Raw genomic sequence first — 25,674 nt, forward strand, 5'->3', positions numbered from 1 at the left:
AACTTTAAAAAGCGCGAGAAAATTATCATTTCTAAAAAATTGTTTTCTCGCGCTTTTTTAATATGAAATTTTTAGATTCCAAAATCCTTATAATTGTGGTATTAGTACCATCTTCTCCGACGCCTAGGTGATATTCTTTGGCGAGGTTGAAACTCAGTAGTCGGGAAGATTGGCTGAGGAATACGTTCAATATCAGTCATTGGATGTTCCACGAGTTCTGCTCTTGAATAAGGAATAGTTGGGGTATTGTTCAAGAGTGGTGTTGATACCTGATTATATTCCACATTGTCTTCTAAATAGTCTGTTTCTGTTGAACGAGTAATGTTTTGGGTACTAGTTAGAAGAGGAATAGTTTGTGGGTTATAGTCTATTTCATCTGTTGGCAAAGAAGCTTGAGCGTATTCTACTATTTCTTCTGTTGGAGTGATGTATTGCGTATTATGAAGGAGAGGTACAGTGTTCTCATTATTTCCGGTAACAATAGTAGTAGAGTCGTCATGATGCTGTTCTGGAGAATGCTTTGTTTCATGGTGCTGGATGTCAGCATGTTGCTGTTGCACAGGGTGAACGTCCTCCATGACGAGTATTGGTCGCATCATATCATGATCTTCATGCTCTAATAAATGGCAATGCCACATATAATGACCGACATGATCTTTCCAATGCATAATAATTTTCGTAACTTTGCCTGCCTCCGCTTTTACAGTATCCTTCCAACCTTGTTCGTAGTCGTGCGGTTCTTCAGGGGGACCTGTAAATTCTAGTCTACCTTCATTTTGATATAGCTCCATATCGAAAGGACGTCGTTCAAGTAGTTTAAATTGAATTAAATGCAGATGAATAGGGTGATCAAATTGAGTGGCGTTCATAAAGTTCCATATTTCTATACTATCAAGTGCAGGCTTTTCAGTAGTAGGATCATGATACATACGATTATTTAATAATAACATTGGTCGACCAAAATCATCTCTTGTAGCAGTTAATGGTAAATGTCTCTCGATATGTGCATCGTGTGGATGTAAATCCATTGATACTGCAAGTCGCTCTGGTATTTCACTAGTATCCTCACATTTTAAAGGAAGACACACTTTAAACTGCATGATGACACTTGTATGTTCATCAATAAAATCTTCATTTGAATTGACTAACGTTATTTCTTGACCTTCGCATTTTGAAAAATCCACAATGACATCAGTTCGTTCAGCAGGCAATAACTCAACAGATTGAATTTCTCGGGGAGCTGTTAAAAAGCCGCCATCTGTTCCGATTTGTATCATCGGCTCACCGTTTGAAAGGCTAATGACATAACCTCTACTATTGGAGCCGTTAAGAAAACGAAATCTATATTTACGAGGCTCGACATTTAAATAAGGCCAAACCTTACCATTTACAACGATTGTATTACCAACAAAGCCAGGTGTAATAGATGGATGTACCGAAACGGGGAATGGTGGTTCATCTGGATAGAAAAGAGAGCCGTCTTCATTAAACGATTTATCTTGAATTAAAATAGGGTACTCATAGTCACCACAAGGTAAGTTAGAACGCTCTTCTAGTGTATCCCTAAGTAAATAAAAACCTGCTAATCCTGCATAGACATTTAAACGGGTTAGCGCCATTGCATGATCATGATACCACAGAGTTGCACCGGGTTGATGATTAGAATATTCATGTATCTCTTTCCTAAACTTTGGGCCAGTTTGGGCATAATCTCTTGTATACCATGCCTCTGGGTGACCGTCACTCTCCCAATCGACATTTGCGCCGTGTAAATGTGTAACAGTTCTTACTTCTTGGGAATCATTTGCCGTATGAAGTGAAAAATCAACTGGTAAAAAATGCTTTAAGGGCAATTGATTTTTATATCGAACATAAATACTTTTGTCTTTTCTAGCTTCAATAGTCGGTCCGGGATAAAGCCCGTTATAGCCCCAGATTATTGATTTTGGGAAATCTTTGTGGAAACAATGCTCGGCTTGCATCATTTTTAGTTCATAATAATCTTTTCTCTGTTGGCCCTTATAATATTTAGGTTTAGCGGTAACCGGTTTTGGCAGTTCATCTACAAATTTTGGTATTGTTACTGGATCTGTAGGATTAACTTCTTTAGTCAAAACATCACGTCCCTTTTCCAATTCTTAAAACTGCTCATTACCTCATCATATGGGTAAAAACAATGAGGAACAAGGACAATAATGGAGAAAATCGGGCTAATAAAAAATATCGACATTTAATCATCAGTAGGAGTTTAGAGCAGGCAGGTCAAGTAGATGCTTATATCACGCTAAAAATGATGAAGATGCGAACTGTATTTTATGTTTTTATCATTGAGTTTTTAGCGGCAAATTTTACTTCTTATTTGCAATTGTGAATAGAAATATTAACATAGAAAGAGTTACCCTTTTTAAGGGCTAAACTAAAAAGAAAAAGATAACTACCCGTATCATTTGAAAACGTTATCCTATCAACGTACAATATATGAAATTAAGAAACACGACAGCACAAAATTGTTGTATAATGTTCTGGTATGAGGAAAGAAAGCAGGTTGACAAAAATGGAAAGCAAAATGAATGTACACGCAGTTATAAACATGCAAAAACATCGGGCATTCGTGTTAAAGAATAAGCTAGATGTGAAACTTAAGGTGAAAATATGAAAAACTGGTTGATTTTCATTTCTGTCTTTATGGTTTCATTGTCACTTGTCATTAGTATTTTAGTACTCTGGAAAGCCGAAGCTCCATTCCAGTCAATTGAAGAGCAAGCTGAACAGTTGGCCCTCGATGCCAAAGCCCTCGCAATTGTCTCGGAGTCCTACACTTATAATGGCAAACATTCGTATGTCACTGTGTTCGGGGTAGATGAAAATGGTGATAAAAAAGCTGTCTTTGTTCCGACGAATCTAGAAGCTGATTCAATGAAGGACGTATTTTTAAAAGATGGTATTACGGAAAAGGAAGCATTATCGGTTTTAAAAAAGGAAGGAAATGTACAAAACATCCTTAATGTAAAATTAGGCTATGAGGAACCAGGTGCTGTTTGGGAAATTACTTACCTAAACGATCGCGATAAGCTCAATTATGTCTATATTATGTTTAAGGATGGCGACTGGTGGAAGCGCATTACGAATTTATAAGAGGAGTAGATCCCGTATGAAAAACTTATTAGCAAACCGTGTAAAAACTTTAACACCTTCTTCAACTTTAGCAATTACTGCGAAAGCAAAGGCGTTAAAAGAGCAAGGTATTGATGTTATTGGCCTAGGCGCAGGTGAGCCAGACTTCAACACGCCACAAAATATTTTAAATGCTGCCATTGATTCGATGGAAAAAGGTTTAACAAAATATACCCCTGCAGGCGGTCTTCCAGTACTTAAGAAAGCTATTATCGATAAACTTCAACGCGACAACAATCTTACATACAAGCCGAATGAAGTAATTGTAGGTGTTGGTGCAAAACATATTCTTTACACTTTATTCCAAGTTATTTTAAACGAGGGCGATGAAGTTATTATTCCAATTCCTTATTGGGTATCTTATCCTGAGCAAGTTAAATTAGCGGGCGGTGTACCTGTTTATGTTGAAGGCACACGTGAGCAAGGCTATAAAATTACGGCGGATCAATTAAGAGCTGCTGTGACAGATAGAACAAAAGCAGTTATTATTAACTCTCCTAGCAACCCATCAGGTATGATTTATTCTCGTGAAGAGATAGCTGAAATTACTGCTGTTGCAGAAGAAAAAGATATTTTAATCGTGTCAGATGAAATTTATGAGAAGCTTGTATACAATGGTATTGAGCATTTTTCAATTGCTGAAGTATCTGAAGCAGTGAAAGCACGTACAATCGTTGTAAATGGTGTTGCAAAATCACACTCTATGACAGGCTGGCGTATCGGGTATGCTGCAGGGGATGCAGACATTATTAAATCAATGACTGACCTTGCATCACACTCTACATCAAACGCAACAACAACTGCACAATATGCAACAGTGGAAGCGTATAATGGACCACAAGATGCAGTAGAAGAAATGCGTCAAGCATTCGAATCTCGTCTCGAAAAAATTTATCCGCAGTTAAGCGCAATTCCTGGCTTCAACGTTTTAAAACCTCAGGGTGCATTCTACTTATTACCAGATGTTGCAGAAGCTATGGCTCATACTGGCTATGATTCAGTAGATGCATTCGCTGCAGATATTTTAACAGAAGCAAACGTAGCAGTGATTCCAGGTTCTGGCTTTGGTGCACCAACTACAATGCGATTATCTTACGCTACATCTTTAGACTTATTAGAAGAGGCAGTCCGTCGAATTGATACATTTGTAAAATCAAAATGGCAAGACTAATCCTTTTAACATCTTTCAGCAGAAGTCGCCCACCTCTATAGGTGGTGAGATGAATGCGAATGTAAGCTATTTTTCAGAGGGAGTCCAAACGCCCGCTGAAAGAAGTTAAAGCCTCCGGCGGATGTCATGGAATCGGAAAGGAGTTCTTTGTGCAAGCACAAAGCCGATTCCAGACGCAATTATGCCAAGGCACAATTGATTGAACTTTGGAGGATTTCTATGAAAAAAATTATGATTCAAGATATGCCAAAGCATATCGGTGAAACCGTCAAGCTAGGAGCTTGGTTAGCAAACAAACGATCAAGTGGGAAAATTGCCTTCTTGCAATTACGTGATGGTTCTGGCTTTGTTCAGGGCGTTGTTGTAAAAGAAGAAGTAGGCGAAGAAATTTTCGCCATTGCAAAAGGTATGTCCCAAGAAACGTCAATGTACATTATTGGAGAAGTTAAAGCAGATGAGCGTTCAAGCTTTGGCTGTGAAATTGCTGTAACTGGTATTGAAGTACTACATGCTGCAACTGATTTCCCTATTACACCGAAAGAACACGGTCCTGAGTTTTTGATGGATAACCGTCACTTATGGCTTCGTTCTCGTAAGCAACATGCGATCATGAAAGTTCGTAACGAAATTATTCGTGCAACTTACGAGTTTTTCAACAACAATGGCTTTACAAAAATGGACCCACCGATTTTAACGGGGTCAGCTCCAGAAGGTACGTCTGAGCTATTCCACACAAAATATTTCGATGAGGATGCCTATCTTTCTCAATCTGGTCAACTTTATATGGAAGCGGCGGCAATGGCATTAGGTAAAGTATTTTCATTCGGTCCGACGTTCCGTGCAGAAAAATCTAAAACACGCCGTCACTTAATCGAGTTTTGGATGATTGAACCTGAAATGGCCTTTGTGGAATTTGAAGAAAACTTAGAAGTGCAAGAACAGTATGTAGAGCATATTGTGCAATCAGTTCTGGCAAACTGCAAATTAGAATTAGAGCGACTTGGTCGTGATACATCAAAACTTGAAAATATCAAAGCACCATTCCCTCGTATTTCTTACGACGATGCCATTAAATTATTACATGAACAAGGATTTGATGATATCGAATGGGGCGATGATTTCGGTGCACCACATGAAACGGCAATTGCTAATTCATTTGACAAACCGGTATTTATCACTTGTTACCCAGTAGGCATTAAGCCATTCTACATGCAACCACATCCTGACCGTGATGATGTAGTATTATGTGCAGATTTAATTGCACCAGAAGGCTATGGTGAAATAATTGGTGGTTCTGAGCGTATTCATGACTATGATTTATTAAAATCACGTCTTGAAGAGCATCAATTATCTTTAGAGGCTTATGCATGGTATTTAGAGTTGCGTAAACAAGGCTCTGTACCACATTCAGGCTTCGGCCTTGGATTAGAACGTACAGTGGCATGGATTTCTGGCACGGAGCATATTCGTGAAACGATTCCATTCCCACGTTTACTAAACCGCTTATATCCATAAGTAACAATTAGTTTGGTTTAGGTTTTGAAAGTGTAAAATGAAAAAAGTCGCGTAGTGATGTATCTACGCGGCTTTTCTACTTACGATGGAAAAAGGAGTCAAGTATAATATGAGCACAAATAACAATCGACTCCGTACATGGACTGAGCAAAGAATGATTCAAATTCCTCAGCTTTTTTTTCAGTTTTATAAGGAGTTAAAAATTGAGGATGATGAGGCACTTATTGTTATGCATTTACTTGCGTTCCATATGGAGGGGAATGATTTCCCAACGCCCAATGACCTGATGAATCGTCTGACAATGCCTGACAATGATATTTCTTCACGTCTACAGCGATTAATGCAAAAAGGTTTCCTTGAAATAACAAGCGACGTCGATGCAAATGGCAAGCTATATGAAAAATATTCGGTATACCCACTATGGGAGCGCATTATGCAGATGATTGAAATGAAGGAACATCAAAAATCAGCGGCTTCACTTCGACAAGAAGAGGGGGAGATATTCCGGTTATTTGAAGAGGAAATGGGACGACTTTTATCTCCTTTAGAGCTAGAAAAAATCGGATCTTGGTTAGATGAGGATAAGCACAGTCCAGCGCTTATTAAGGAGGCACTTAAGGAGGCTGTTTTTGCAGGCAAGCTAAGTATTCGTTATATAGATCGGATATTACTGGAGTGGAAAAAGAAAAAAATTACAACACCACAGGCTGCACAGAAGCAAAGCGAGCAGTTCCGGGAAAAACAAACCTTTAATCGACCACCAGTCCGAACGATGCAGCAAGAAACGCAATCGACAAATAAAGTACCATTTTATAATTGGTTAGAAGAAAGAGAATAGGGGGCTTCTGTATGTTAACAAAAAAACAATGGGAGCATTGTCTAGCGGAAATGGATCGTATGTTTCCTGACGCACATTGTGAGCTAGTACATGACAATCCGTTTGAACTGACTATTGCGACGTTATTATCGGCACAGTGTACGGATGTACTGGTTAACAAAGTAACGAAAACATTGTTTCAAAAATACAAAAAGCCGGAAGATTATTTAGCGGTATCCTTAGAGGAGCTGCAACAGGATATTCGATCCATTGGCCTGTATCGCAATAAGGCAAAGAATATTCAAGCATTATGCCAAAGGCTATTAGAGGAATACGAGGCCGAAATACCTGCAAGTCGAGAAGCACTAGTGACATTGCCCGGTGTTGGTCGTAAGACGGCTAATGTCGTGTTGTCTGTAGCTTTTGACATTCCTGCTCTTGCAGTGGATACGCATGTAGAGCGAGTATCTAAACGATTAGGACTTTGTCGCTGGAAGGATTCAGTACTTGAAGTCGAAGAAACAATTATGAAAAAAACACCGATGGACAAGTGGTCGAAAACACATCATCAGCTAATTTTCTTCGGTCGTTATCACTGTAAGGCTCAAAACCCTAACTGTCATACTTGCCCTTTGCTTGATGATTGTAGAGAAGGACAAAAGCGATTAAAAAAAGGGCTGGTGAAGGAAGCGTGAATGTAGGGGCAATCGAAAAGGAAAAAATAGATGCTTGGTTTGCAGAGTGGATAGAATTAGAAGGCAAAATTCATGCAGCTCATGATGCAAGAAATGGTGAAGCAAAAGGATTGATGGAAAAGGCTATTTCATTGTTTGAGCACTTAGTACAAGAAGCAGGCGATGAAGTGTTGCCCATTAATGGTGTAGAACGACTAACCTTTATTAAAGCAAAGCCTGGTCAATATGCTTGTTATCGTCAGCTCGATGAGTTATTTAAGGAAACAAAAAAACGAGCAGCACGGTTACGCTTACAGGCTGCTAAAAAGTAATGCAGACGTATCATCTCAGCAAACTGAGCGAGGGCACTGAAAAATTCCATATCATCTCACTTCGCGAGGTATTCAACGATTTAATCGTTGAATACCTCGCTTTTTTCATTTGGCACTGTGACTCTGCTGTTGTTTTCCGAAGCATTTCGCTCGCTTTCCGCGGCGAGCGCCGAGCCTCCTCCTACGCTTCGCTACGTGCGGGGTCTCGTCTGTCTCGCTTTCCCGCAGGAGTCGAGCGATGCTTCTCCAAACAACGCAATGTATCATACTTATTTTAGTCACGCTTTCCTTTAAAAGAATTGTGCAGGTGATGCACCTGATGATTTCAAATCAAGAAACCCTTAATTTAAGTCCATACATGGCGAATTACGGAGAATATTGTTTAGACAATGGACGTAATTCCATTCCTCCAATTCGCATGATTTTGTTTGAATAAAATTGCAATTTACATCTTTTGTTGTTTTCCGAAGCATTCCGCTCGCTTTCCGCGGGCGAGCGCCGAGCCTCCTCCTACGCTTCGCTACGTGCGGGGTCTCGTCTGTCTCGCTTTCCCGCAGGAGTCGAGCGATGCTTCTCCAAACAACGCAATGTATCATACTATTATTTTAGTCACGCTTTCCTTTAAAAGAGTTGTGCAGGTGGTGCCCCCTGATGATTTCAAATCAAGAAACCCTTAATTTTAGTCCATACATGGCGAATTACGATATTATTGAGCCAAAAGATAATATACTTCGCCAGATCAATGAACTTGTTGATTTTTTTCATTCAATTTAGAAGAGTTAAGAACAGAATATTGTTTAGACAATGGACGTAATGCCATTCCTCCAATTCGTATGCTTTTGTTTGAATAAAATTGCAATTTACATCTTTCGTTGTTTTCCGAAGCATTCCGCTCGCTTTCCGCGGGCGAGCGCCGAGCCTCCTCCTACATTTCGCTACGTGCGGGGTCCGTCTGCCTCGCTTTCCCGCAGGAGTCGAGCGGTGCTTCTCCAAACAATGCAATGTATCATACTATTATTTTAGTCACGCTTTCCTTTAAAAGAGTTGTGCAGGTGGTGCCCCCTGATGATTTCAAATCAAGAAACCCTTAATTTTAGTCCATACATGGCGATTTATGTATATTAAAGCTACTAAACAAAATAAATAAGAAATAGAGACAGGAATAAGGCACTTCCTGTTCAAAATTGAACAAAAAGTGCCTTATTTTTATTTTAAAAAGGTTCACTATTGTAAAGGCTAAACTGAAAGCACTGTATTTTGTTGGAATAACTCCGACACCCCTGACTCAACAGCAGCACCACTTACAGCTTGTGAAACAATTTCAACAACTCGTTCATCTAATGATTTAGGGACAATATATTCTTCCGTTAATTCTTCGTCACTAACAAGGGCGGCTATTGCTTCCACCGCAGCAATTTTCATTGCTTCATTAATATCTGTTGCTCGAACATCCAATGCACCACGGAAAATACCAGGGAAAGCAAGCACATTATTAATTTGGTTTGGATAATCGGAGCGTCCCGTCCCCATAACACGTACACCCCATGCTTTGGCGTTTTCATACGTAATTTCAGGATTTGGATTTGCTAGTGCAAACACGACCGGATCTTCATTCATTGAAGAGATATGTGCTTCTGTTAATAAATTGGCTACCGATACGCCGATAAAGACATCAGCGCCTTTAAGGGCATCTTCCAACGTGCCATGTAATTTTTCAGGATTTGTTAAATGGGCTACCGTTTCTTTAACCGGATTCATACCATCAGCGCGACCTTCATAAATGAGACCTTTTGTATCACACATATAAATATTTTTATAGCCCATTTGTACAAGAATACGCAAAATAGCAATTCCCGCCGCTCCTGCACCATTAATGACAACCTTCATCGTAGCCACATTTTTCTTCACAATACGATTGGCATTAATCATCCCTGCACCTACTACAATTGCCGTTCCATGCTGATCATCATGGAATACAGGAATATCACATTCTCGACGCAGACGATCTTCAATTTCAAAGCATCTCGGTGCTGAAATATCTTCTAAATTTACAGCACCAAAAGTGGGAGCAAGCGCCTTCACAATACTGACGATTTCATCCGTATTCTTCGTATCTAAACAAATTGGAAAAGCATCCACATTGGCAAAGCGCTTTAATAAAATGGCCTTTCCCTCCATTACAGGTAACGCCGCTTTCGGACCAATATCACCCAACCCTAATACCGCAGTACCATCTGAAACAACCGCTACCATATTCCCTTTCATTGTATAGTCATAAACAAGCGAGGGATTGCTTTCAATCTCTACACAAGGTGCAGCTACCCCTGGTGAATATGCAAGACTTAAATCATATGAATCTTGCACAGGCACTTTAGAAATCACCTCTAATTTACCGCTATAATACTCGTGCATTTCTAAAGCCTTTTTCATAATATCCATTTAACCCCATCCTTTTCCATTAGAATTATTATATATTTCAGAATCATAATACTTTGTGAAAGTAAAGTCAACGAATTTTCTGTCAATTTTAATTTTTCTTCGAAATATCGGGTTTTATTATCCTATATACTAATTTTATGTCTTGTTATCAACTTCACAATCAATTATATTAGAATAATTTTTACATCGATTATCCTTTACGTAAATGTACCAATACCACCATTAAGCCTGTTCAACTTTTCACATAGTATTTTTCTTGTGTAAATGAGAATTTTTTCACAAACTAATGTAAGCGTATCCATTTTTTTATATAGTCCCGTCACATTTCCTTCACATTTTTTCACAAAGTTTTATATGATGCCCTCTCTTGTCCTCCTCGATTTCTAAGCAAAAAAAAGCCCTTATGTTAAGGACTCTTTTGTAAATTGATTGATGAAAGCGGTGATAATATGCTTGGAAGACCACTGTTCCCCTGATACTTTTATAATCGGATAATCTCGAGGAAAGATTGCTTTTGTTATTTCTTCTACCGAATAACCTTTATAAAATAATTGCTTTATATTACTTTCCAATTCTTCTAAATAAGCAATTTTTTCTTGTATTTTCATTCGACCATCCGCAAGAAAGCCTGCATGACAGCAATACACTACTTCGAAATCATAGCTTAATATTTTTTTCAAGGACGCCAAGGTATGTACGATATTTTCTTCATCAAGAACAACCTTAGTTTTCGTCTGTATATACAAATCACCTGTAAACATTGCACCTGTTTCTCGATTGTAAAATGCTAAATGATCTGTCGTATGCCCCGGAGTTTGAATAACATCCCATATAGCTGACTTCGTTTGCAATGTTTCACCTAATGGTTGAGCAATAAACGCTGGTCGCTCACCCCATAACGCCTGTCGATAGAAAGGATACTCCCCATCCTTTGCACAAACGCTCACCGAATCACCATGAATATAGATAGGTACATCCTTATGTTGCTGAATCCATGCTGCATTTCCTGAATGATCCTCATGAGAATGAGTGAGCGCCAATTGCTCAATCGGTATTTCATTAAAAAAGGATTGGAACTCCTGCGAAAGTGAGTATGAGCCCGTATCAATAAGTAAACCATCTACAAAAAAGCTATAAGCACTCATGCCAATCCCCTGAACTGCCACTTTACCGTGAGCACATTGCACACCACGATTTTGTTGAATCTCTATACTTTTTTCTCGTTTAAACATCCTTTTTCACCCCTTTGTACAAAGAGTGTAGCATAAAATGAATAACCAGTCATTTTACGAATTCATCACAACCCTCATCTTAGATTTAATATTCTTTTTCAAGCTACGCAAATGGAAAAGTAAACGTACATTAACGATGAATATCAAAACAGCTCCTACTATTAATAGAGAGACTATTACATCATATTCACTATTCATAAGAAAAGTCCAGCTAGCTGTGACGCAAAGTACAATCCACATATATTGTTTCATAATTCTTGCAGTAGATCCTAGCAAATTATTTTGTCTCTCAATTTCTACTAAAATTTTGCCGAATTCTAAGATAATGAGTAAATCAACACTTACTGTTAAAACTAAGTGCCATGTAATTGATAGCAAATTTGATGCTACAATATTTGCAATTAAAAGTATGATTCCAATGAAAATATATTTTTTGACCAATGATTGACCTTTAAAATAAGACAAACTCTTCATAAATGCTAGGTAAATCAATAATTGCTGCACATAAAAGGCATATGGATAGACATTTAAAAATACTAGTTTTAAGGATAGAGCGATCGTTAGCCACTTTAACAAGTTCAATTGCCGTTGCTTTTCCGCAAAATTAATCATGCCTCTCAATCTCCTCTCGTATTTTTGGAATATTGAATGAAGCTTCTCTATTTATCCATTTTGGTAACATTCCATCTCTACCACTAACACCAACCTTCGCACGTACATCCATTCCTGCCTCACTAGTTTGAAATGTAATTATTACTCTCTGTCCCTTTTTCACAGCAATAGGAAAATCCTTTTCCGTATAGGCAATTTCATTGACTTTAATGTCCGTAAAACTGACACTATGCTTTAATATTTCAGGTATATTTACTGCATCCAGCACTACATCCTGCATCATAACAAAAATCGCCATTTCATCATTACCACCAGATGTCCCTAGAAAGTCCACTTGCACTTTTTCTGGATGGTCAAAATCCATTTGCAAAAGTGTCGGCAACTTTTCACCATCATCAAGCACTAGAAACACTTCTTTACTGTTAATAAGGGTCTGTATCTCTTCTCTATTCCCAACAAAATAAGCTGCGCGCATAAACTGATGCGAACTGTCATTTGTGACATCTACGGGATAATATGAAATTCCTTTATTTTCGCTATTGCCATAATACTTTGCTTGCAAAGTAAGATTATCAGCCTGTAAATATTTCACAAAACGCCGATCACTTTTATTTGTAATATAATGGATTGTAAAGTCAAAGTTCTCATTGCTATAAAAAAAGTCTTGCACAAGTGGGACCGTAATTGGTTTTGGTAATTGATTTTGCAAATAGACTGTACTATTACCGAGCAATAGCGTCATAATGAAGCCCATAGCTATACTCAACTTTTTATCGATCCCTTTTCGAATTGCTATTATCACAACTAAAATAGTCATAATCATTAGGAAGATTGCTATGCACCAATGCACAATAGGTGAAGATAGACTTTCATCTAATAAACTGCTCGACTGCTGTTGTCGTGTATCCTGCTTTCCTACTCCTAAAGCTATAAAGCCTCCAGCTGCGATTGTCACAGTAACTGTCAATATTTTAGGTATCCAGCGCTTATGCTTTTGTTGCTCATTTTTCGCTCGTTTAATTCCTTTTAGGCTACGCTTATGCAACGATTTCGGGATATCAATTCGATCCAACTGCTTTTTAAAGTCGTTCATTCTTGCACCTCCTGTTCAAGCGCTTGCTTTAATTTTTTTAATGCACGATACAAAATGGTTTTCGTAGTTCCTAATTTTAGCTGCAAAACCTGAGCCACTTGAGACAAAGTATAATCATGATAAAATCGAAGTAAAATTACGTCTTTTTCCTCTTTTGTGAGCTTTGCCATGACATCTTCCAACGCCCATTTTTCTGGGAGCTCCTCTAGTGACTCTTCACCTATTTCTAACTCCGCCTCAAAAGGCCTGTTCTGCCCTCGCTTTTTTAGCAAATCTGATGCACAATTAATGACAATCCTCATTAACCATGTTTTTACATAAGTGACGCTCTGTAATGAATGTATGTATTTAAAGCTGCGGTAAGCGACCTCCTGCACAACATCAAGTGCATCAGCCTCATTGCCTACGTATACATACGCCATTTTATATAAGTCTATTTCATACTGTGAAAATAACTGTGCGAACGCCTCTGCATCCCCCTCTTTTGCTCGTTGGACGAGTATTTCCTGCACTAGCTCACCCCCTATACTTATTAGACCTTAAAATTCCAAATTTGGCTTTAATATTAGCAAATAATTTAAAGGAGTCGAAGTCCTTATGTTATTTGGATCGTACTGTTTTCCAGTACAAAACTTTAAAAAACACTATAATATGGCTATTTACTTTTTTTCATACGAATTGGTTTATCAAATCACATACATAAAGTTTCATTATAAAAATATAACGAAGCGAATACATAATTATTATAAATGACAAGGAACTATATTCTACTAAGGCCAAGGTTAGTGAAAGAAGGAATTAATTCCTATTACAGAAAATGGTATGATTTAGACAAGAGGTGAGGTAAATGAGTCTTATTCTTTTTGCTTTCATTCACATACTCATAGGATTGGCATTACTATACTTTTATCGTAAATTACCAAAAGCAATAGCTACATTTGCGTTTGTTTTTCTTACTATGAGTTTTCTTTATTGGGGAGTCGTTTTATTAAAGTAACGAACAATGCAGGTACTTTCTGTGGGGTGTCGTATTAGTTTCTAGAAAAAGAGGAGGGGCTGCAATAAAAATTAGTATAAAAAATTATTGATTGATTTATTTTCAATCGTGATCATAAATTTTTCAATATTCGACTTTCTTTTCAACTCGGGATGAAGAAATGTTGTTGAAACAGATATTTCTAATGCTTATTATTTGTTATTAAGAACAAATGGTTCAGATGTTATTAATACGACATCAAACGCGATAATCCAACATAACCTATTTGGTTGGAAAGTCACTGCAAGATATGAAAGTACAAATGGAGATTTAGATAAACATCTAATTGATAGAGAAACTAAATAATTCGTAAATTTCGTTTCACGAACTATCAAACCATGTTGTACAAAAAAGGTACTGCGAATGGCAGTACCTTTTAGTTTTGTACTTCAAAACAGAACTAGTTAACTTAAGTGAGTGTTCTTATTGAATGGATTTATTCATTTGTCCCTTTTTCTACATCATATTGCGTAATCCAGTCACTAAAGCTGCCTACATACAGTTGAATATTTTCGTAACCTTCATCTGCTAACACTGCATACAATGGTGATGCTGTAACACCGCTGCCACAATATACAACAACACGTTCATCACGAGCAACCTTACTGCGCAACTCATCATTGGCTTGCAAATGGCCATCTGACTTTAATTGCTCCCAGTCAAAGTTTTTCGCTGTTGGAATATGACCAGCTACCTTATCTAAAGGCTCCACGTCACCACGGTAGCGAGCTGCGGCACGTGCATCTAGCAACGTTGCATCTACTACCCCATCAACAATGGCTTTAACTGCTTCACGGGGCGCATAAAGTTCATCACGCCAAACAAATTCAATCGTAGTCGGTGGGTATTTTATGATGTCTTTTGTGAAAGTTATTTTTTCCTCAAGAGCAGGTGCACCACCATTTACAATCACTACATTTGGAAAGCCGGCATATGTCAGCATCCACCAAGCACGAGGTGCGAATGGTGCAGCCCCTTGATCGTAAACGACAATTTGATCCTCATAAGTTAATCCTAATCCTTGAAACGTTGCCGATAGCTTTTCCTTATTCGGCATAGGATGGCGGCCATCGCTGGACCCCATATCTGATAGGTCTTGCTCTAGATCGATATAAATCGCTCCTGGTGCATGTCCCTCTTCAAATAACTTATAACCAGCCTCTTTTTTTTGTAAATCAAAACGAGCATCTACGAAACGGACTCCATCTAACTGAATTTCCTCAACTGATTTGAATACTTTTCCCAAATGAATCACCTCATACGTATTGTAATTGATCATAAATAGCTTTCCAAGAAGCTAAACGGCTTTCTTCCTGAAGTGCAAGTCTTTCTGTAGCAATCTGTTCAAGAGCCTGATGATAAATATGCAAACGTAATTTCTCCGCTTCCTCAGCAATATAGGTAATCGCCCATGTCATGAGTGATACTTTCTGAGAATCTAAATAATTTTGCGCATCTGGTTTTGTTAATACCTCTAACGCCTCACTTAGCTTCGTTTTTTCATTCTTCTCAAAGAATGCCTTTTGATTGCGGAAGTATGATTTCACACTTGAATATTTTGCGATATCTGTAAATGGCCCTTCAAAATCAAGTAAATCTGGCTCAGAAGATTCAAACGCTAAGAATGAGAAGCTACGGTTTAATTCTTTTAGCTCACGTACTTCATCTTTAAAACGCAGTTGCATCTTTTTACTAATAAACTGTGATAAACGGAAGTTTGTTACACGCATTTCTTGTGTAAAGTCAAAGCGTAAACTTTGCATTACTTCCTTTAAAGCATGCTCTAATGCTTGCTGAGCTGGCATTGCTGCAAATGTCGAAGGATTATAGCCTTCCTTAAAGAACTCTGGGTAACGATAATACACACGCTGAAGAACATAATACAGTAATTCATCAAGCTCTTGCTTCGTTTCACTTTCCAGCATACTTGTATTCAGCGCATTGAATTTCGATTTTATATGCTGTTCTAAAGTTGTCAATTCCTCTAAACGCTCATCCTTACGCTTTAAGTTCTCTTCTGTCTGCGCAATTAAGTCACCTAAACGTTGCTCCGTTTTATCGACTTCCTCTGCAAGTGCCTGGACAGCCAATGCACTTAATTCATCATTTAAGAATGTGTGGAAGGCATCTTCGAACGGTGGCATACCTGATGTTAAATCAGTACCCTCTACTTTTTCTTTTAAGGCCATTAAGCTTGACACACCGTAAAGTCGAGGGAAGCGAATGCCAAAGCGTTGTAGCTCTGAACGTACATAGCCTTTTACATCTTCCTGCTCTTCTTCTGTTGTCGCTAAATCAATAGCGTTAACGATAAAGAACATCTTATCAAGTTCGAAGGCGTCCTTCACACGCCCTAGCTGGATTAAAAACTCACGGTCAGCTTTAGCAAAAGCGTGATTATAATAAGTTATAAACAAGATTGCATCGGCATTACGAATATATTCAAACGCAACACCTGTATGACGTGCATTAATAGAATCTGCTCCTGGTGTGTCAACAAGTGTTACACCCATGCGTGTTAACGGACTATCGTAATAAAAATCAATATTATCGACAAAGCAGGATTTATTTTCTTGTGCAACAAATTTTTCAAACTCTTCACGGTTAACACGTAATACTTTTCCAAGCTCAGACTTAAATGTTGGGAATCCTTCTTTATATGCACGAATAAATGATTTATGCACATTTAAACGTTCGTCAGAAAGCTGTACCGCAAGTCCCTCATCTGCACGATTTAATGCCTCTTCTAAAGAAGAAACCGATAAACCAATTGCAGCGTACGAAGCTTGAATATCCTCTAGCATTTGATCAGCTGTTTTTAACTGTACATCTGCTGTTTCATGAGGATGCTCTGGTGACACAGGTCGAATTTTATTAATAGCCGCTGTTGTAGGGTTTGGTGATACAGGTAAAACTTTGGCACCCATTAACGCATTTGAGAACGAGGATTTCCCTGCACTAAATGCACCAAACAGGGCAATTGTGAAATCCTTTTTCTGTAATCGTTGTACTTTATTTTCTAAATAAGTTGCTACTTCCGCAAAGCCTTGTACATCTTTTACAGCATTTGCCGTATGAAGGGCACGCTTAACTACACCTTCAATAGGAAGACTCGTTGCACTAACAGCTTGCTGGGCCTCTTCCTGTTGTAACGCTTCCTCTTTTGGCTTTAACATCGTTTCATCAAATAATCGAATATCTGCTAAATCTCGCTTAAAGGCATGATCCCAATTTGTCAGCTGTTGATTTGCTAGTTGACGGATTTCATTGCTTGCCTGGTGCATAATACTTGCACTATATTGCTGATAGCCTTCGATTTCAAGCACTGCTTGAATGGCATCAACTTTCTCTTGCATACCGGCCATTTTTAATTTAGATGGAGCAGCTGTTTCAGTAGCTACTGCTTCTAAAGTTGTTGCTTGTGCATCCTTCCAATTATCTGTTTCTTGAATATAGTAGCGTTTTGTCGCCTCTGCCACACGGTTGGCAAAATTCAATACTGCATCTCCCGTTAACAGTGCGCCAACCTGTACTTGCTGCTCAATCAGTGAGAATGGTAATTCAAAGGCGTAGTCATCAATAGCCTTAGCACGTTCTTCATTTAATGCACCAACATCCTTTAAGACCTTTTTCATTAGCCCTTTTAAATGTCCAGTAATCTGTGCATGCGCCACATTTTGATAGGCACTATAAGCATCCTCTTGACGACGATTACGCTCTTCCTCGGTTTTTTTCTTAGCAGTAAATAAGCCCCCTACCTTGAAACCTTCCTGCTGACTCTCTAAATACAGACGTAATTTATCGCGTAAATCAGCTGGCATAATGGCAGCATTCGCAAGAAGTTCTTTACGTTGCTCTTCGAACGTTTCATTCCATGCCTCAATTGAGAACAATTCAACTTGACGATTTAACTTATTGTACTGCTCTAAAATATCTTTATGGTTTGCCCAGTCATCGGCACTTAATACATCTTCATCGATGTCTAAACGATCTTGTCTTTCTTCTGTTAAATAAGTGTCATGCTCGCTTTGTAATAAACGCAGCGTATTTGATGCAGTCTGTACAAGTTGATCCTGCCAATCATTCATACTATCCATAACAATTTTCTTGACAGCTTTAAAATCGTTATTAGGATGCTCAGGCTCTCTTAATGAAGTGAAAAATACTCCCTTTGGTACTACACCCCAAGCCGCGAAAGAATTGTGAACTGTTGCTTTAAATTCCTCAAAGCTTAACTCATTTTCATTGTGCTTATCAATCATGTTTACGATTAAATAAACGTTTGGATTGTACTTCATTAATTGCTTTGTAAATTGAAAATTCAATTCCGATTGAACGTGATTGTAGTCCATTGTATAAAATACAATATCAGCAATATGGAGGGCTGACTCTGTTGACATACGGTGAGCATCATCTGTCGAGTCGACACCTGGCGTATCCATAACTGTGACACCTAGTGGTAATGTCGATGTACTATGACCAATTTCAATTTGTGACACTAAATCCCCATTTTTACTTAGTTCTTTCACTGTTTTAAAATCATAACCTGCTTCAAACTTTACAGGCTTTTCATTGTGCATATAGACAATCGCAAAGTCTTCATCTGATTTATGGACTTTGACGATATTGGCACTCGTTGGAATAGGACTTGACGCAAGTAAATCTTCACCTGATAGCGCGTTAATCATACTTGACTTACCAGCAGAGAAATGGCCAGCAAAGCCTATGACATATTCTTTTTGCTGTATTTTACGCGCAAAAAGTGATGTCTTATCCATACGCTCTGTATCACCATTATGCTGATAAATTATGTATTGTAACGAGGCTTGCTTTAATAGCGCCTCCAACTGTTGTTCAAAATCTTTCATAAAACCAGTAACCCCTTTTTTCATATTAATCAATTTCGCCTTGGTGTAATTGAGTCCGGATTTTGAATTGTGCGACCACAATTCACTCCTTTAAAAATCCGTGACATCCGCCGGTGGCCATCATTTGTAATGTTTGGAAAAGAACTATATCCGCATTCATTTTACCACTACAGAGGTGGTAGTTTTTCTGAATGAAGATAGTCATAAATAATATTCTACCTTATTCGACAAGCAAAGTATAACACTAATTTACTTTGAAAAGCACAGATATCAGGGTTTCAGACGCCATATTCATCCATATTGTCCTGTTTAATCAAAAACAAAGCATTTTTACGCTCATCATCAATTTGTTGTGAAGTTCTAATATTTTTCTAAAAAACTACTATTTTCTCTTTCAAAATGGATGTGCAACTATGCAAATAATAATTTTCTTCATAGTTTAAGGTAAGGAAAACTAAGTTTTTAAAATTTAGACATGAGGTTACCATACTACACGGGAGGGAAACAATAATTAAAGGGAGTGATAAAAAATGGTGAACTTTAGGAATCACCGAAAAATCGAGCAAGAATGTGAATGTGCATGTGATGACCGGTTTATTTGGCCTCGTATAAAAGCTAGTACCATTCCTTCGGTAGACCCTCCTCCAGTCGTTGAACCTAGTGGAAATATCATCCCAACAGTAAATAGATATTTCTATATTGCAACATCAGATATTAATTTGACTAATGGGGCGACTCTACCCGCTAGCCAATTTTGGGATGATCATGGGAACCAAATAACTGAATTTATCATTTTTAATCCGAATGGCTACGTTAATCTTTATATCAATGCCGTCATGCAAGAAGGTGGAATTTATACTTTAACGCCATCCTCATTAGCCTTAAGTTCAGATAATTCAACAATTTATGAAGGTACTCCAATCATCATAGAATCCTTAGGTTTTTCTATAAAGTAAGAAACAAACCTGAAAGGGGGTGAACATAAGGTGGCACTTTCTATTATTAATATTCATGTAAATGTTACAGGTACTTCAACGAGATTTTTTAATGTTTTAGCTACACCATTAACGATCACTGATCGTACAACAGTTGCCGCTACTACCTTTTTAAATGATAGCGGTATTGAAGCAACTACTTTTCCAATCGTCACAAACGGCTACTACAATTTATATATAAATGGTGTGTTACAGGAAGGTGGTTCTTATACCGTTTCTGCAACAGAATTAACGTTTCATACAGTTACTGGAACTTTACCTGCCGGAACACCAATTATTATTGAGGCTGTAGAATTAGTAACTACACTTTAAAGAGATCAATAATTTGGAGTATGTTGTGATCTAATTAAACCTACTTTCCTATTAATTGTTTCATAAATAGATGAATCGACATTAAATAACTAAAAATGGATGCCTAAAAATGATGATTTACGTTTCATGGCATCCATTCTACTTTTTTATTTATTCCATTTGACACTTTCACTCATAATTTTTGTGGCATAATCCAGTACATGTGGGCCTTGGCTAATCCACATCGCAGGAGGAAACACGAATAGCCTCCTCGATACAGAGCCTAATACCAGTTATTAAATCTTGGATATTCCATCCCGGAATTTTTCCATGCTGAATCGCCAAATCAAATGACGCAGGAATATGAATAAATCCAGCACGGACCTCTTTATGTTGCTTCGCGTAAAGTAGTCCTTCGTACATAATATTATTACATAAATAGGTACCTGCCGTATTGGAAATTTCCGCTGGAAACCCTTCTTTGCATAATCGATTTACCATATTTCTAATAGGTAAATTCGTCATATAGGCATCTACACCATCATCATAAATGCTCTCATCTACAGGTGTATAACCAATATTATCTGCTTCCCCATCCTTAATATTAATCGCAATTCGCTCTGGTGTTATTTTGAAGCGACCTCCAGCTAGTCCTAATGAAATAATAATTTGAGGCTTTATCTCAGCTATATATTGTTTCAGCTGCTGAGCAGATTGTTGAAAATCTACTGATAAAATACGTCCTGTAATTTCATAGCCATCCATTATTTCTCCATTTAACTTTTCTACAATTTTCATCGTTGGATTAATTTTATAGTCAAGAAATGGGACAAACCCTGTTAATAATATTTTTGTCATTTTATCCACCTACATTTCTAGAGGACGTAGCTTGATTGCCCATCCGTTTTTTATTCATTAGCTCTAGCCTTAGTATTCTTTTATATTTCAATACTTCATTAACCATACTACAAAAAACAATTCTCTTTCACATTATTTTTCTGAAAAAACAAACAACTCCTCCATCTAAAAAAAGCATGATCTCAAAATTACTCGGACCATGCTTTACTAGTATGAAAATGTCGTTTTTGATATCTTCTTATTTTAAATGTGCAGTCGCCTGTTTCATGACGTGTTTTCCTACTCCAATATAGATAACCACTGCCGCTCCAATAAATACGAATGTCATTGCTAACCGCTCCTTTTTTATAAAAATATTATTTAAAAATAGACATAAGTGTCTATCTCACTGATTTTGAAAATCATTCTCATTAATATAATATAAATTTCCCATTAATTCGTCAAGACATACTTTCATCTTACCCTTTTAACATGGTAAGATGTAGAAAAGTCGGAAAAAGGATGCGGTAAAGATGAGTAATTCGAAGTACTTTCAAACTATTTTAAACGGGACAATTCACGCTTTAAAATCGATCCTGCCTATGGATATTGAGGTGAAAACGCCTAGTATTATTTCTGAACCTTTTCAACAACAGCAAATGGGTGTATTAATTGGTTTAATAGGAGATTTAAAGGGTCGTGTAATCATTGATTCCTCTCCTGAAATATTTAGTGGCATCGGCAATACAATGTTCGGTATGCCTCTTGAGGGAGAAATGTTGGAATCCTTTACGGGGGAATTCGGCAATATGATTGCAGGAAATTTATGTACTACCGTTGGACAAGAAAGCTTAGAAATCGATATCACACCGCCAACAGTAATGGTTGGTAACACAAAGTTATATGGCTTTGACAAGGCATTTGTACTCCCTGTTTCAATTCCAAACATTGGTCCACTAACAGTTCTTTTAACAATCGAAGAAGAATAGAGTTCTAGCATATTGGACTGTTCCAATTGATATATCCTATGCCAATACATCATGCTTTTATGATTATCCTTTGTCATTCTCTTTAATGAACAGACTATGCCCCATAAGGCTTAGGTCTAAAATCCAAATAGTAAAATTTCTTGAAAAATAATAGATTTTAATAAAATTTACTCCGATTTTAACCCAAAAATAACCATCTCAATGACTATTGAGATGGTTATTTTTTATTCACTCCTCAATTTTTCACACTTTTTTCACATTTTTCGCCAAGATGTGTGATTTTTTTCACATCAAAAAGAAATTTATTTATATATCATGGCAATAAGAAAGACACAATAAAAGCGTAGGAGGAGCAAAAATGGCAAATAAAAAAAAGTCAGATGAAAACTTAAAAGGTTCACTCTATGCGGTATTCGGGGTAGGAATCATTATTATCTTACTTTGGGCATACTGCTTCGATTTGTTCATCAATCGTTTTTAACTTCTTACGCAATTATGCCGAGGCATAATTGATTCTACTAAGAAAGGACAGAGACATATGCACTTACATAAGTATGAGAAATATTGGCTTGTGTTTGGAGTTGCTACTTTAGTAGCATTCCTTATCATTTTAGGCATCGGTGCATTCCATCAAGGCTCACATCCGAACAATGGTAAAAAAACACTAGATTATGAGAAAGTAACAGAATTTGCCCCGTTCGATAATCCTGGTGTCCATAAAGTAAAAGGTAAGGACTGGGATTATGAAGTGGTTGTTTTAGCATCAGCGTTTAATTACAATCCTCCAGAAATTGAAGTTCCACTTGGAGCTAAGGTAAAATTTATCGCAACAAGCGCAGATGTAATGCACGGTTTTGAAGTTGCTGGTACAAATATTAATATGATGCTTGAACCAGGTTACATTTCTGAATATGTAACAGAAGTAAATAAAGTAGGAGAGTATTTAATCGTATGTAATGAATACTGTGGTACAGGACATACGATGATGCACTCTATGCTAAAGGTGGTGGATCCAAATGCGTCTAAATAATAATTTGGCAAAAGTGGATCGTCGTGATGCGAAGCTAGCAATGGCGCATATTTACGTGGCATTCTTCGCATTGTTATTAGGGGGTCTTGCAGGTTTATTACAAGTTTTCGTTCGTTCTGGTCAATTTACATTACCAGCAGGCATTGGTTACTATCAAGTTTTAACTGTACACGGTATTTTACTCGGTCTTATTTTAACAACATTCTTTATTTTTGGTTTCCAAATTGCCAGTGTTAGTCGTACGTCAGGGACTTTTTCAAATGGTCAACGTCGCCTTGGCTGGATTGGCTTCTGGCTAATGACTATCGGTACAGTAGCAGCTGCAACAATGGTTCTACTTAATGAGGCATCTGTTTTATATACGTTCTATGCTCCACTGAAAGCTCATTGGATATTTTATCTAGGCCTTACATTAGTCGTGGTTGGTTCTTGGGTTGGCGGCGCTGGCCAAATTTTGCGATATGCACAGTGGCGTAAAGAAAACAAAGGAAGTGGACAACGAAGCCCTTTACTTTCATTTATGGTTGTTGTCAATAATTTAATGTGGTTCGTAGCAACGCTAGGTGTAGCTGCTTCTGTTCTATTCCAGCTACTTCCATGGTCCTTAGGCTTTATAGAACGTGTTGATGTCGCACTATCCCGTACTTTGTTCTGGTATTTTGGGCATGCTCTTGTGTATTTCTGGTTATTACCAGCTTACATGGTATGGTATGTCATTATTCCAAAGGTTATTGGCGGAAAAATTTTCTCTGATTCGTTAGCAAGACTTTCATTTATGCTATTTTTAATTTTCTCTGTACCAGTTGGGATCCATCACCAATTGACAGAGCCAGGTATTGATGGTACATGGAAATTCATACAAGTTGTATTAACATTTGCCGTAATCGTACCATCCTTAATGACTGCCTTCTCAATGTTTGCCATGTTTGAATTACGTGGTCGTGAATTAGGTGGGAAAGGACTTTTCGGCTGGTTTAAAAAATTACCATGGAAAGATGCTCGTTTCTTTGTGCCATTTATCGGTATGTTAGCATTTATTCCTGGTGGCGCAGGCGGTATCATCAATGCTTCTTACCAAATGAACCAATTAATCCATAATACCATTTGGGTTACAGGACATTTCCATTTAACGATTGCAACAACAGCAGTATTAACTTATTTTGGTGCGGCATTTTGGTTAATTCCATATTTAACAGGTCGTACACTGACAAAATCCTTAAACAATCTTGGTAATTTTGCCGCTATATTATGGGCTACTGGTATGACAATTATGTCTTCCGCTATGCACATCGCCGGTCTGATCGGTGCACCTCGTCGATCTGATTACTCTGAGTATGGTGGTGCTCAACAAGCTTATGATTGGATTCCTTATCAAATTGCTCAAGCTGTCGGTGGTACAATCCTATTCATCGCTATCATTATCATACTTTATATTGTGGTGAAATTAGCATGGTTTGCACCAAAAGGCGAAGAGGAGTTCCCAGTTGGTGAAGTACATGAAAACGGTGGTACGACACCAGCTATCTTAGAGAACTTTAAAGTATGGCTTGTTATTTTAGTAGCCTTAATTTTATTTGCTTATACTATCCCAATTATCGATATTATTTCAAATTCACCTCCAGGCTCAAAAGGCTTTAAGCTTTGGTAACAATGTTTTGCATCTTAATAAAAAGAGGCTAGAACAAAACTAGCTTCTAATATCAAAAAAGTGAAATTGAGTGTGCTTAATTTCACTTTTTTGATTTTCCTCGGACAGAAAATCAAGTGAAATGATTCCACATCAATTTTGCGGCGTTCGTTTTTTCTAAAAGTTTTGTTTCCACTTGCGTATAGACCCATAAAATCAGTTTAAGCACCATACGTGGATGAAAGGCAGGACAACTCGTACTTCGTATAAACGGTTCAAGTGTTTATTACGAAAAATAGAAAGCCGGTGAAATTTTACAAGTTGTAAAATTTCACCGGCTTTTTGGTATCAGAGGAGGAGTTTGTCCCTGTCTCTTAGTAAAGGCATCTGCAAAAATAGCATGATGGCTCACTTTTTACCCTCTGAACATTTTTTGAAATATTTTATAGCGAGCTCCCTTTTTCTATTTTTGTATGCTTAAATTCCGCAATCTCAATTGCTTTTTCATACGACTACCATCAATCTTTATTGCTATTTCGAATATGAAATATTTTAAAAACACGTTTCGTAAGGCCACATTTTAATAATTTGTGAAACAAAGGCTCATATATTAATGTGATGCATCGTGATTGTACGTTTCCATTTCAGAAGCAGGGTCGAATTGCTCTCTACCCATAGCAAACGCCATAATTAGCGCAATAGCAGCTGGGATTATCGCCCAGGCAAAAGTATGAGCAACTGAAATCGTAAGTGCTTCTTGCATTTTATCGAGAACCTCTACAGGAATCGCGTTTCGAGTTTCAGATGTTAGGATTACACTCGGATCACTTAAATCCATACCAGTAAGTGCTTGACCACTAAATGCGGACGTTAATTTATTTGAGAAAATATGGTTTTGGATAATCCCAAACACCGTAATTCCTGTAGTAGAGAAATCGCTTT

At 37.7% G+C, this 25,674-nt stretch carries 23 protein-coding genes and 1 pseudogene; 14 read left to right on the top strand and 10 right to left on the bottom strand.

Annotation, left to right across the window (positions count from 1 at the left end; genetic code table 11):
- Window positions 1-101 precede the first annotated feature (101 nt).
- Window positions 102-2,114, bottom strand: coding sequence for a multicopper oxidase family protein (locus MWJ95_RS01450; RefSeq protein ID WP_249103821.1), 2,013 nt, complete (start codon window positions 2,112-2,114; stop codon window positions 102-104).
- Between the two features lie 62 nt (window positions 2,115-2,176).
- Between MWJ95_RS01450 and MWJ95_RS01455 the strand changes: the two genes are divergently transcribed.
- The 8 genes and pseudogenes from MWJ95_RS01455 to MWJ95_RS01490 all read left to right on the top strand — a co-directional run.
- Window positions 2,177-2,371, top strand: coding sequence for a hypothetical protein (locus MWJ95_RS01455; RefSeq protein WP_249103825.1), 195 nt, complete (start codon window positions 2,177-2,179; stop codon window positions 2,369-2,371).
- A 281-nt stretch (window positions 2,372-2,652) separates the two neighbouring features.
- Complete coding sequence (locus MWJ95_RS01460; RefSeq protein WP_249071658.1) at window positions 2,653-3,135, top strand: cell wall elongation regulator TseB-like domain-containing protein; 483 nt, start codon at window positions 2,653-2,655, stop codon at window positions 3,133-3,135.
- A gap of 16 nt (window positions 3,136-3,151) precedes the next feature.
- The gene (locus MWJ95_RS01465; protein ID WP_249071659.1) at window positions 3,152-4,345 is read left to right on the top strand and encodes a pyridoxal phosphate-dependent aminotransferase; all 1,194 of its coding nucleotides are present in this window, start codon (window positions 3,152-3,154) and stop codon (window positions 4,343-4,345) included.
- 219 nt (window positions 4,346-4,564) lie between these two features.
- Window positions 4,565-5,860 carry an asparagine--tRNA ligase gene (asnS, locus tag MWJ95_RS01470; RefSeq protein ID WP_249071662.1) on the top strand — a complete coding sequence of 432 codons (1,296 nt, stop codon included), beginning with the start codon at window positions 4,565-4,567 and terminating at the stop codon, window positions 5,858-5,860.
- 109 nt (window positions 5,861-5,969) lie between these two features.
- Window positions 5,970-6,698, top strand: coding sequence for a DnaD domain-containing protein (locus tag MWJ95_RS01475; RefSeq protein ID WP_249103828.1), 729 nt, complete (start codon window positions 5,970-5,972; stop codon window positions 6,696-6,698).
- An 11-nt stretch (window positions 6,699-6,709) separates the two neighbouring features.
- The gene (gene nth, locus MWJ95_RS01480; protein ID WP_249071666.1) at window positions 6,710-7,372 is read left to right on the top strand and encodes an endonuclease III; all 663 of its coding nucleotides are present in this window, start codon (window positions 6,710-6,712) and stop codon (window positions 7,370-7,372) included.
- Window positions 7,369-7,683, top strand: coding sequence for a YpoC family protein (locus MWJ95_RS01485; RefSeq protein ID WP_249071668.1), 315 nt, complete (start codon window positions 7,369-7,371; stop codon window positions 7,681-7,683). The genes nth and MWJ95_RS01485 overlap by 4 nt, the downstream gene beginning before the upstream one ends.
- Window positions 7,684-8,334: 651 nt before the next feature.
- A pseudogene (locus tag MWJ95_RS01490) lies at window positions 8,335-8,528 on the top strand (transposase); the annotation flags it as partial.
- 391 nt (window positions 8,529-8,919) lie between these two features.
- Here MWJ95_RS01490 and MWJ95_RS01495 read toward each other — a convergent pair.
- The 7 genes from MWJ95_RS01495 to MWJ95_RS01525 all read right to left on the bottom strand — a co-directional run bounded on the left by MWJ95_RS01495 (window position 8,920) and on the right by MWJ95_RS01525 (window position 18,963).
- On the bottom strand, window positions 8,920-10,122 hold the full coding sequence (locus MWJ95_RS01495; protein WP_249071766.1) for an NAD(P)-dependent malic enzyme: 1,203 nt from the start codon (window positions 10,120-10,122) through the stop codon (window positions 8,920-8,922).
- 401 nt (window positions 10,123-10,523) lie between these two features.
- A complete protein-coding gene (locus tag MWJ95_RS01500) occupies window positions 10,524-11,354 on the bottom strand; it encodes an MBL fold metallo-hydrolase (protein ID WP_249103831.1) in 831 nt (276 codons plus the stop codon).
- A 54-nt stretch (window positions 11,355-11,408) separates the two neighbouring features.
- Window positions 11,409-11,966, bottom strand: a complete 558-nt coding sequence (locus MWJ95_RS01505; RefSeq protein ID WP_249071762.1) for a hypothetical protein — start codon at window positions 11,964-11,966, stop codon at window positions 11,409-11,411.
- A complete protein-coding gene (locus MWJ95_RS01510; protein ID WP_249103833.1) occupies window positions 11,959-13,059 on the bottom strand; it encodes a hypothetical protein in 1,101 nt (366 codons plus the stop codon). Before MWJ95_RS01510 ends, MWJ95_RS01505 begins: the two co-directional genes overlap by 8 nt.
- Entirely contained in the window at window positions 13,056-13,571 is a 516-nt protein-coding gene (locus MWJ95_RS01515; RefSeq protein ID WP_249103834.1) for a sigma-70 family RNA polymerase sigma factor, read from the bottom strand. The genes MWJ95_RS01510 and MWJ95_RS01515 overlap by 4 nt, the downstream gene beginning before the upstream one ends.
- A 960-nt stretch (window positions 13,572-14,531) precedes the next feature.
- The gene (locus MWJ95_RS01520; RefSeq protein ID WP_249071755.1) at window positions 14,532-15,341 is read right to left on the bottom strand and encodes a sulfurtransferase; all 810 of its coding nucleotides are present in this window, start codon (window positions 15,339-15,341) and stop codon (window positions 14,532-14,534) included.
- A gap of 10 nt (window positions 15,342-15,351) precedes the next feature.
- A complete protein-coding gene (locus MWJ95_RS01525; RefSeq protein WP_249071753.1) occupies window positions 15,352-18,963 on the bottom strand; it encodes a dynamin family protein in 3,612 nt (1,203 codons plus the stop codon).
- A gap of 530 nt (window positions 18,964-19,493) precedes the next feature.
- Between MWJ95_RS01525 and MWJ95_RS01530 the strand changes: the two genes are divergently transcribed.
- Both MWJ95_RS01530 and MWJ95_RS01535 read left to right on the top strand, forming a co-directional pair.
- Window positions 19,494-19,919, top strand: coding sequence for a DUF4183 domain-containing protein (locus MWJ95_RS01530; RefSeq protein WP_249103835.1), 426 nt, complete (start codon window positions 19,494-19,496; stop codon window positions 19,917-19,919).
- A 30-nt stretch (window positions 19,920-19,949) separates the two neighbouring features.
- Window positions 19,950-20,270 (top strand): DUF4183 domain-containing protein, encoded by a 321-nt coding sequence (locus tag MWJ95_RS01535; RefSeq protein ID WP_249071750.1) that lies wholly within the window; start codon window positions 19,950-19,952, stop codon window positions 20,268-20,270.
- Window positions 20,271-20,483: 213 nt separating this feature from the next.
- On the opposite strand, the gene MWJ95_RS01540 is transcribed toward MWJ95_RS01535, so the two are convergent.
- Window positions 20,484-21,107, bottom strand: coding sequence for a pyroglutamyl-peptidase I (locus MWJ95_RS01540; protein WP_249071747.1), 624 nt, complete (start codon window positions 21,105-21,107; stop codon window positions 20,484-20,486).
- A 512-nt stretch (window positions 21,108-21,619) separates the two neighbouring features.
- Between MWJ95_RS01540 and MWJ95_RS01545 the strand changes: the two genes are divergently transcribed.
- From MWJ95_RS01545 to MWJ95_RS01555, 4 genes are all read left to right on the top strand, one after another.
- Window positions 21,620-22,075 carry a chemotaxis protein CheX gene (locus MWJ95_RS01545; RefSeq protein WP_249071744.1) on the top strand — a complete coding sequence of 152 codons (456 nt, stop codon included), beginning with the start codon at window positions 21,620-21,622 and terminating at the stop codon, window positions 22,073-22,075.
- 358 nt (window positions 22,076-22,433) lie between these two features.
- Window positions 22,434-22,556, top strand: a complete 123-nt coding sequence (locus tag MWJ95_RS24390; RefSeq protein ID WP_255349996.1) for a hypothetical protein — start codon at window positions 22,434-22,436, stop codon at window positions 22,554-22,556.
- A 57-nt stretch (window positions 22,557-22,613) separates the two neighbouring features.
- Window positions 22,614-23,105, top strand: coding sequence for a cupredoxin domain-containing protein (locus MWJ95_RS01550; RefSeq protein ID WP_249071743.1), 492 nt, complete (start codon window positions 22,614-22,616; stop codon window positions 23,103-23,105).
- Window positions 23,092-24,753 (top strand): b(o/a)3-type cytochrome-c oxidase subunit 1, encoded by a 1,662-nt coding sequence (locus tag MWJ95_RS01555; protein WP_249103837.1) that lies wholly within the window; start codon window positions 23,092-23,094, stop codon window positions 24,751-24,753. The genes MWJ95_RS01550 and MWJ95_RS01555 overlap by 14 nt, the downstream gene beginning before the upstream one ends.
- Before the next feature lie 589 nt (window positions 24,754-25,342).
- On the opposite strand, the gene MWJ95_RS01560 is transcribed toward MWJ95_RS01555, so the two are convergent.
- On the bottom strand, window positions 25,343-25,645 hold the full coding sequence (locus MWJ95_RS01560) for a hypothetical protein (protein ID WP_249103839.1): 303 nt from the start codon (window positions 25,643-25,645) through the stop codon (window positions 25,343-25,345).
- Window positions 25,646-25,674: the final 29 nt, after the last annotated feature.

Source organism: Lysinibacillus sp. Bpr_S20 (assembly GCF_023337835.1).
Classification (GTDB): Bacteria; Bacillota; Bacilli; order Bacillales_A; family Planococcaceae; genus Lysinibacillus.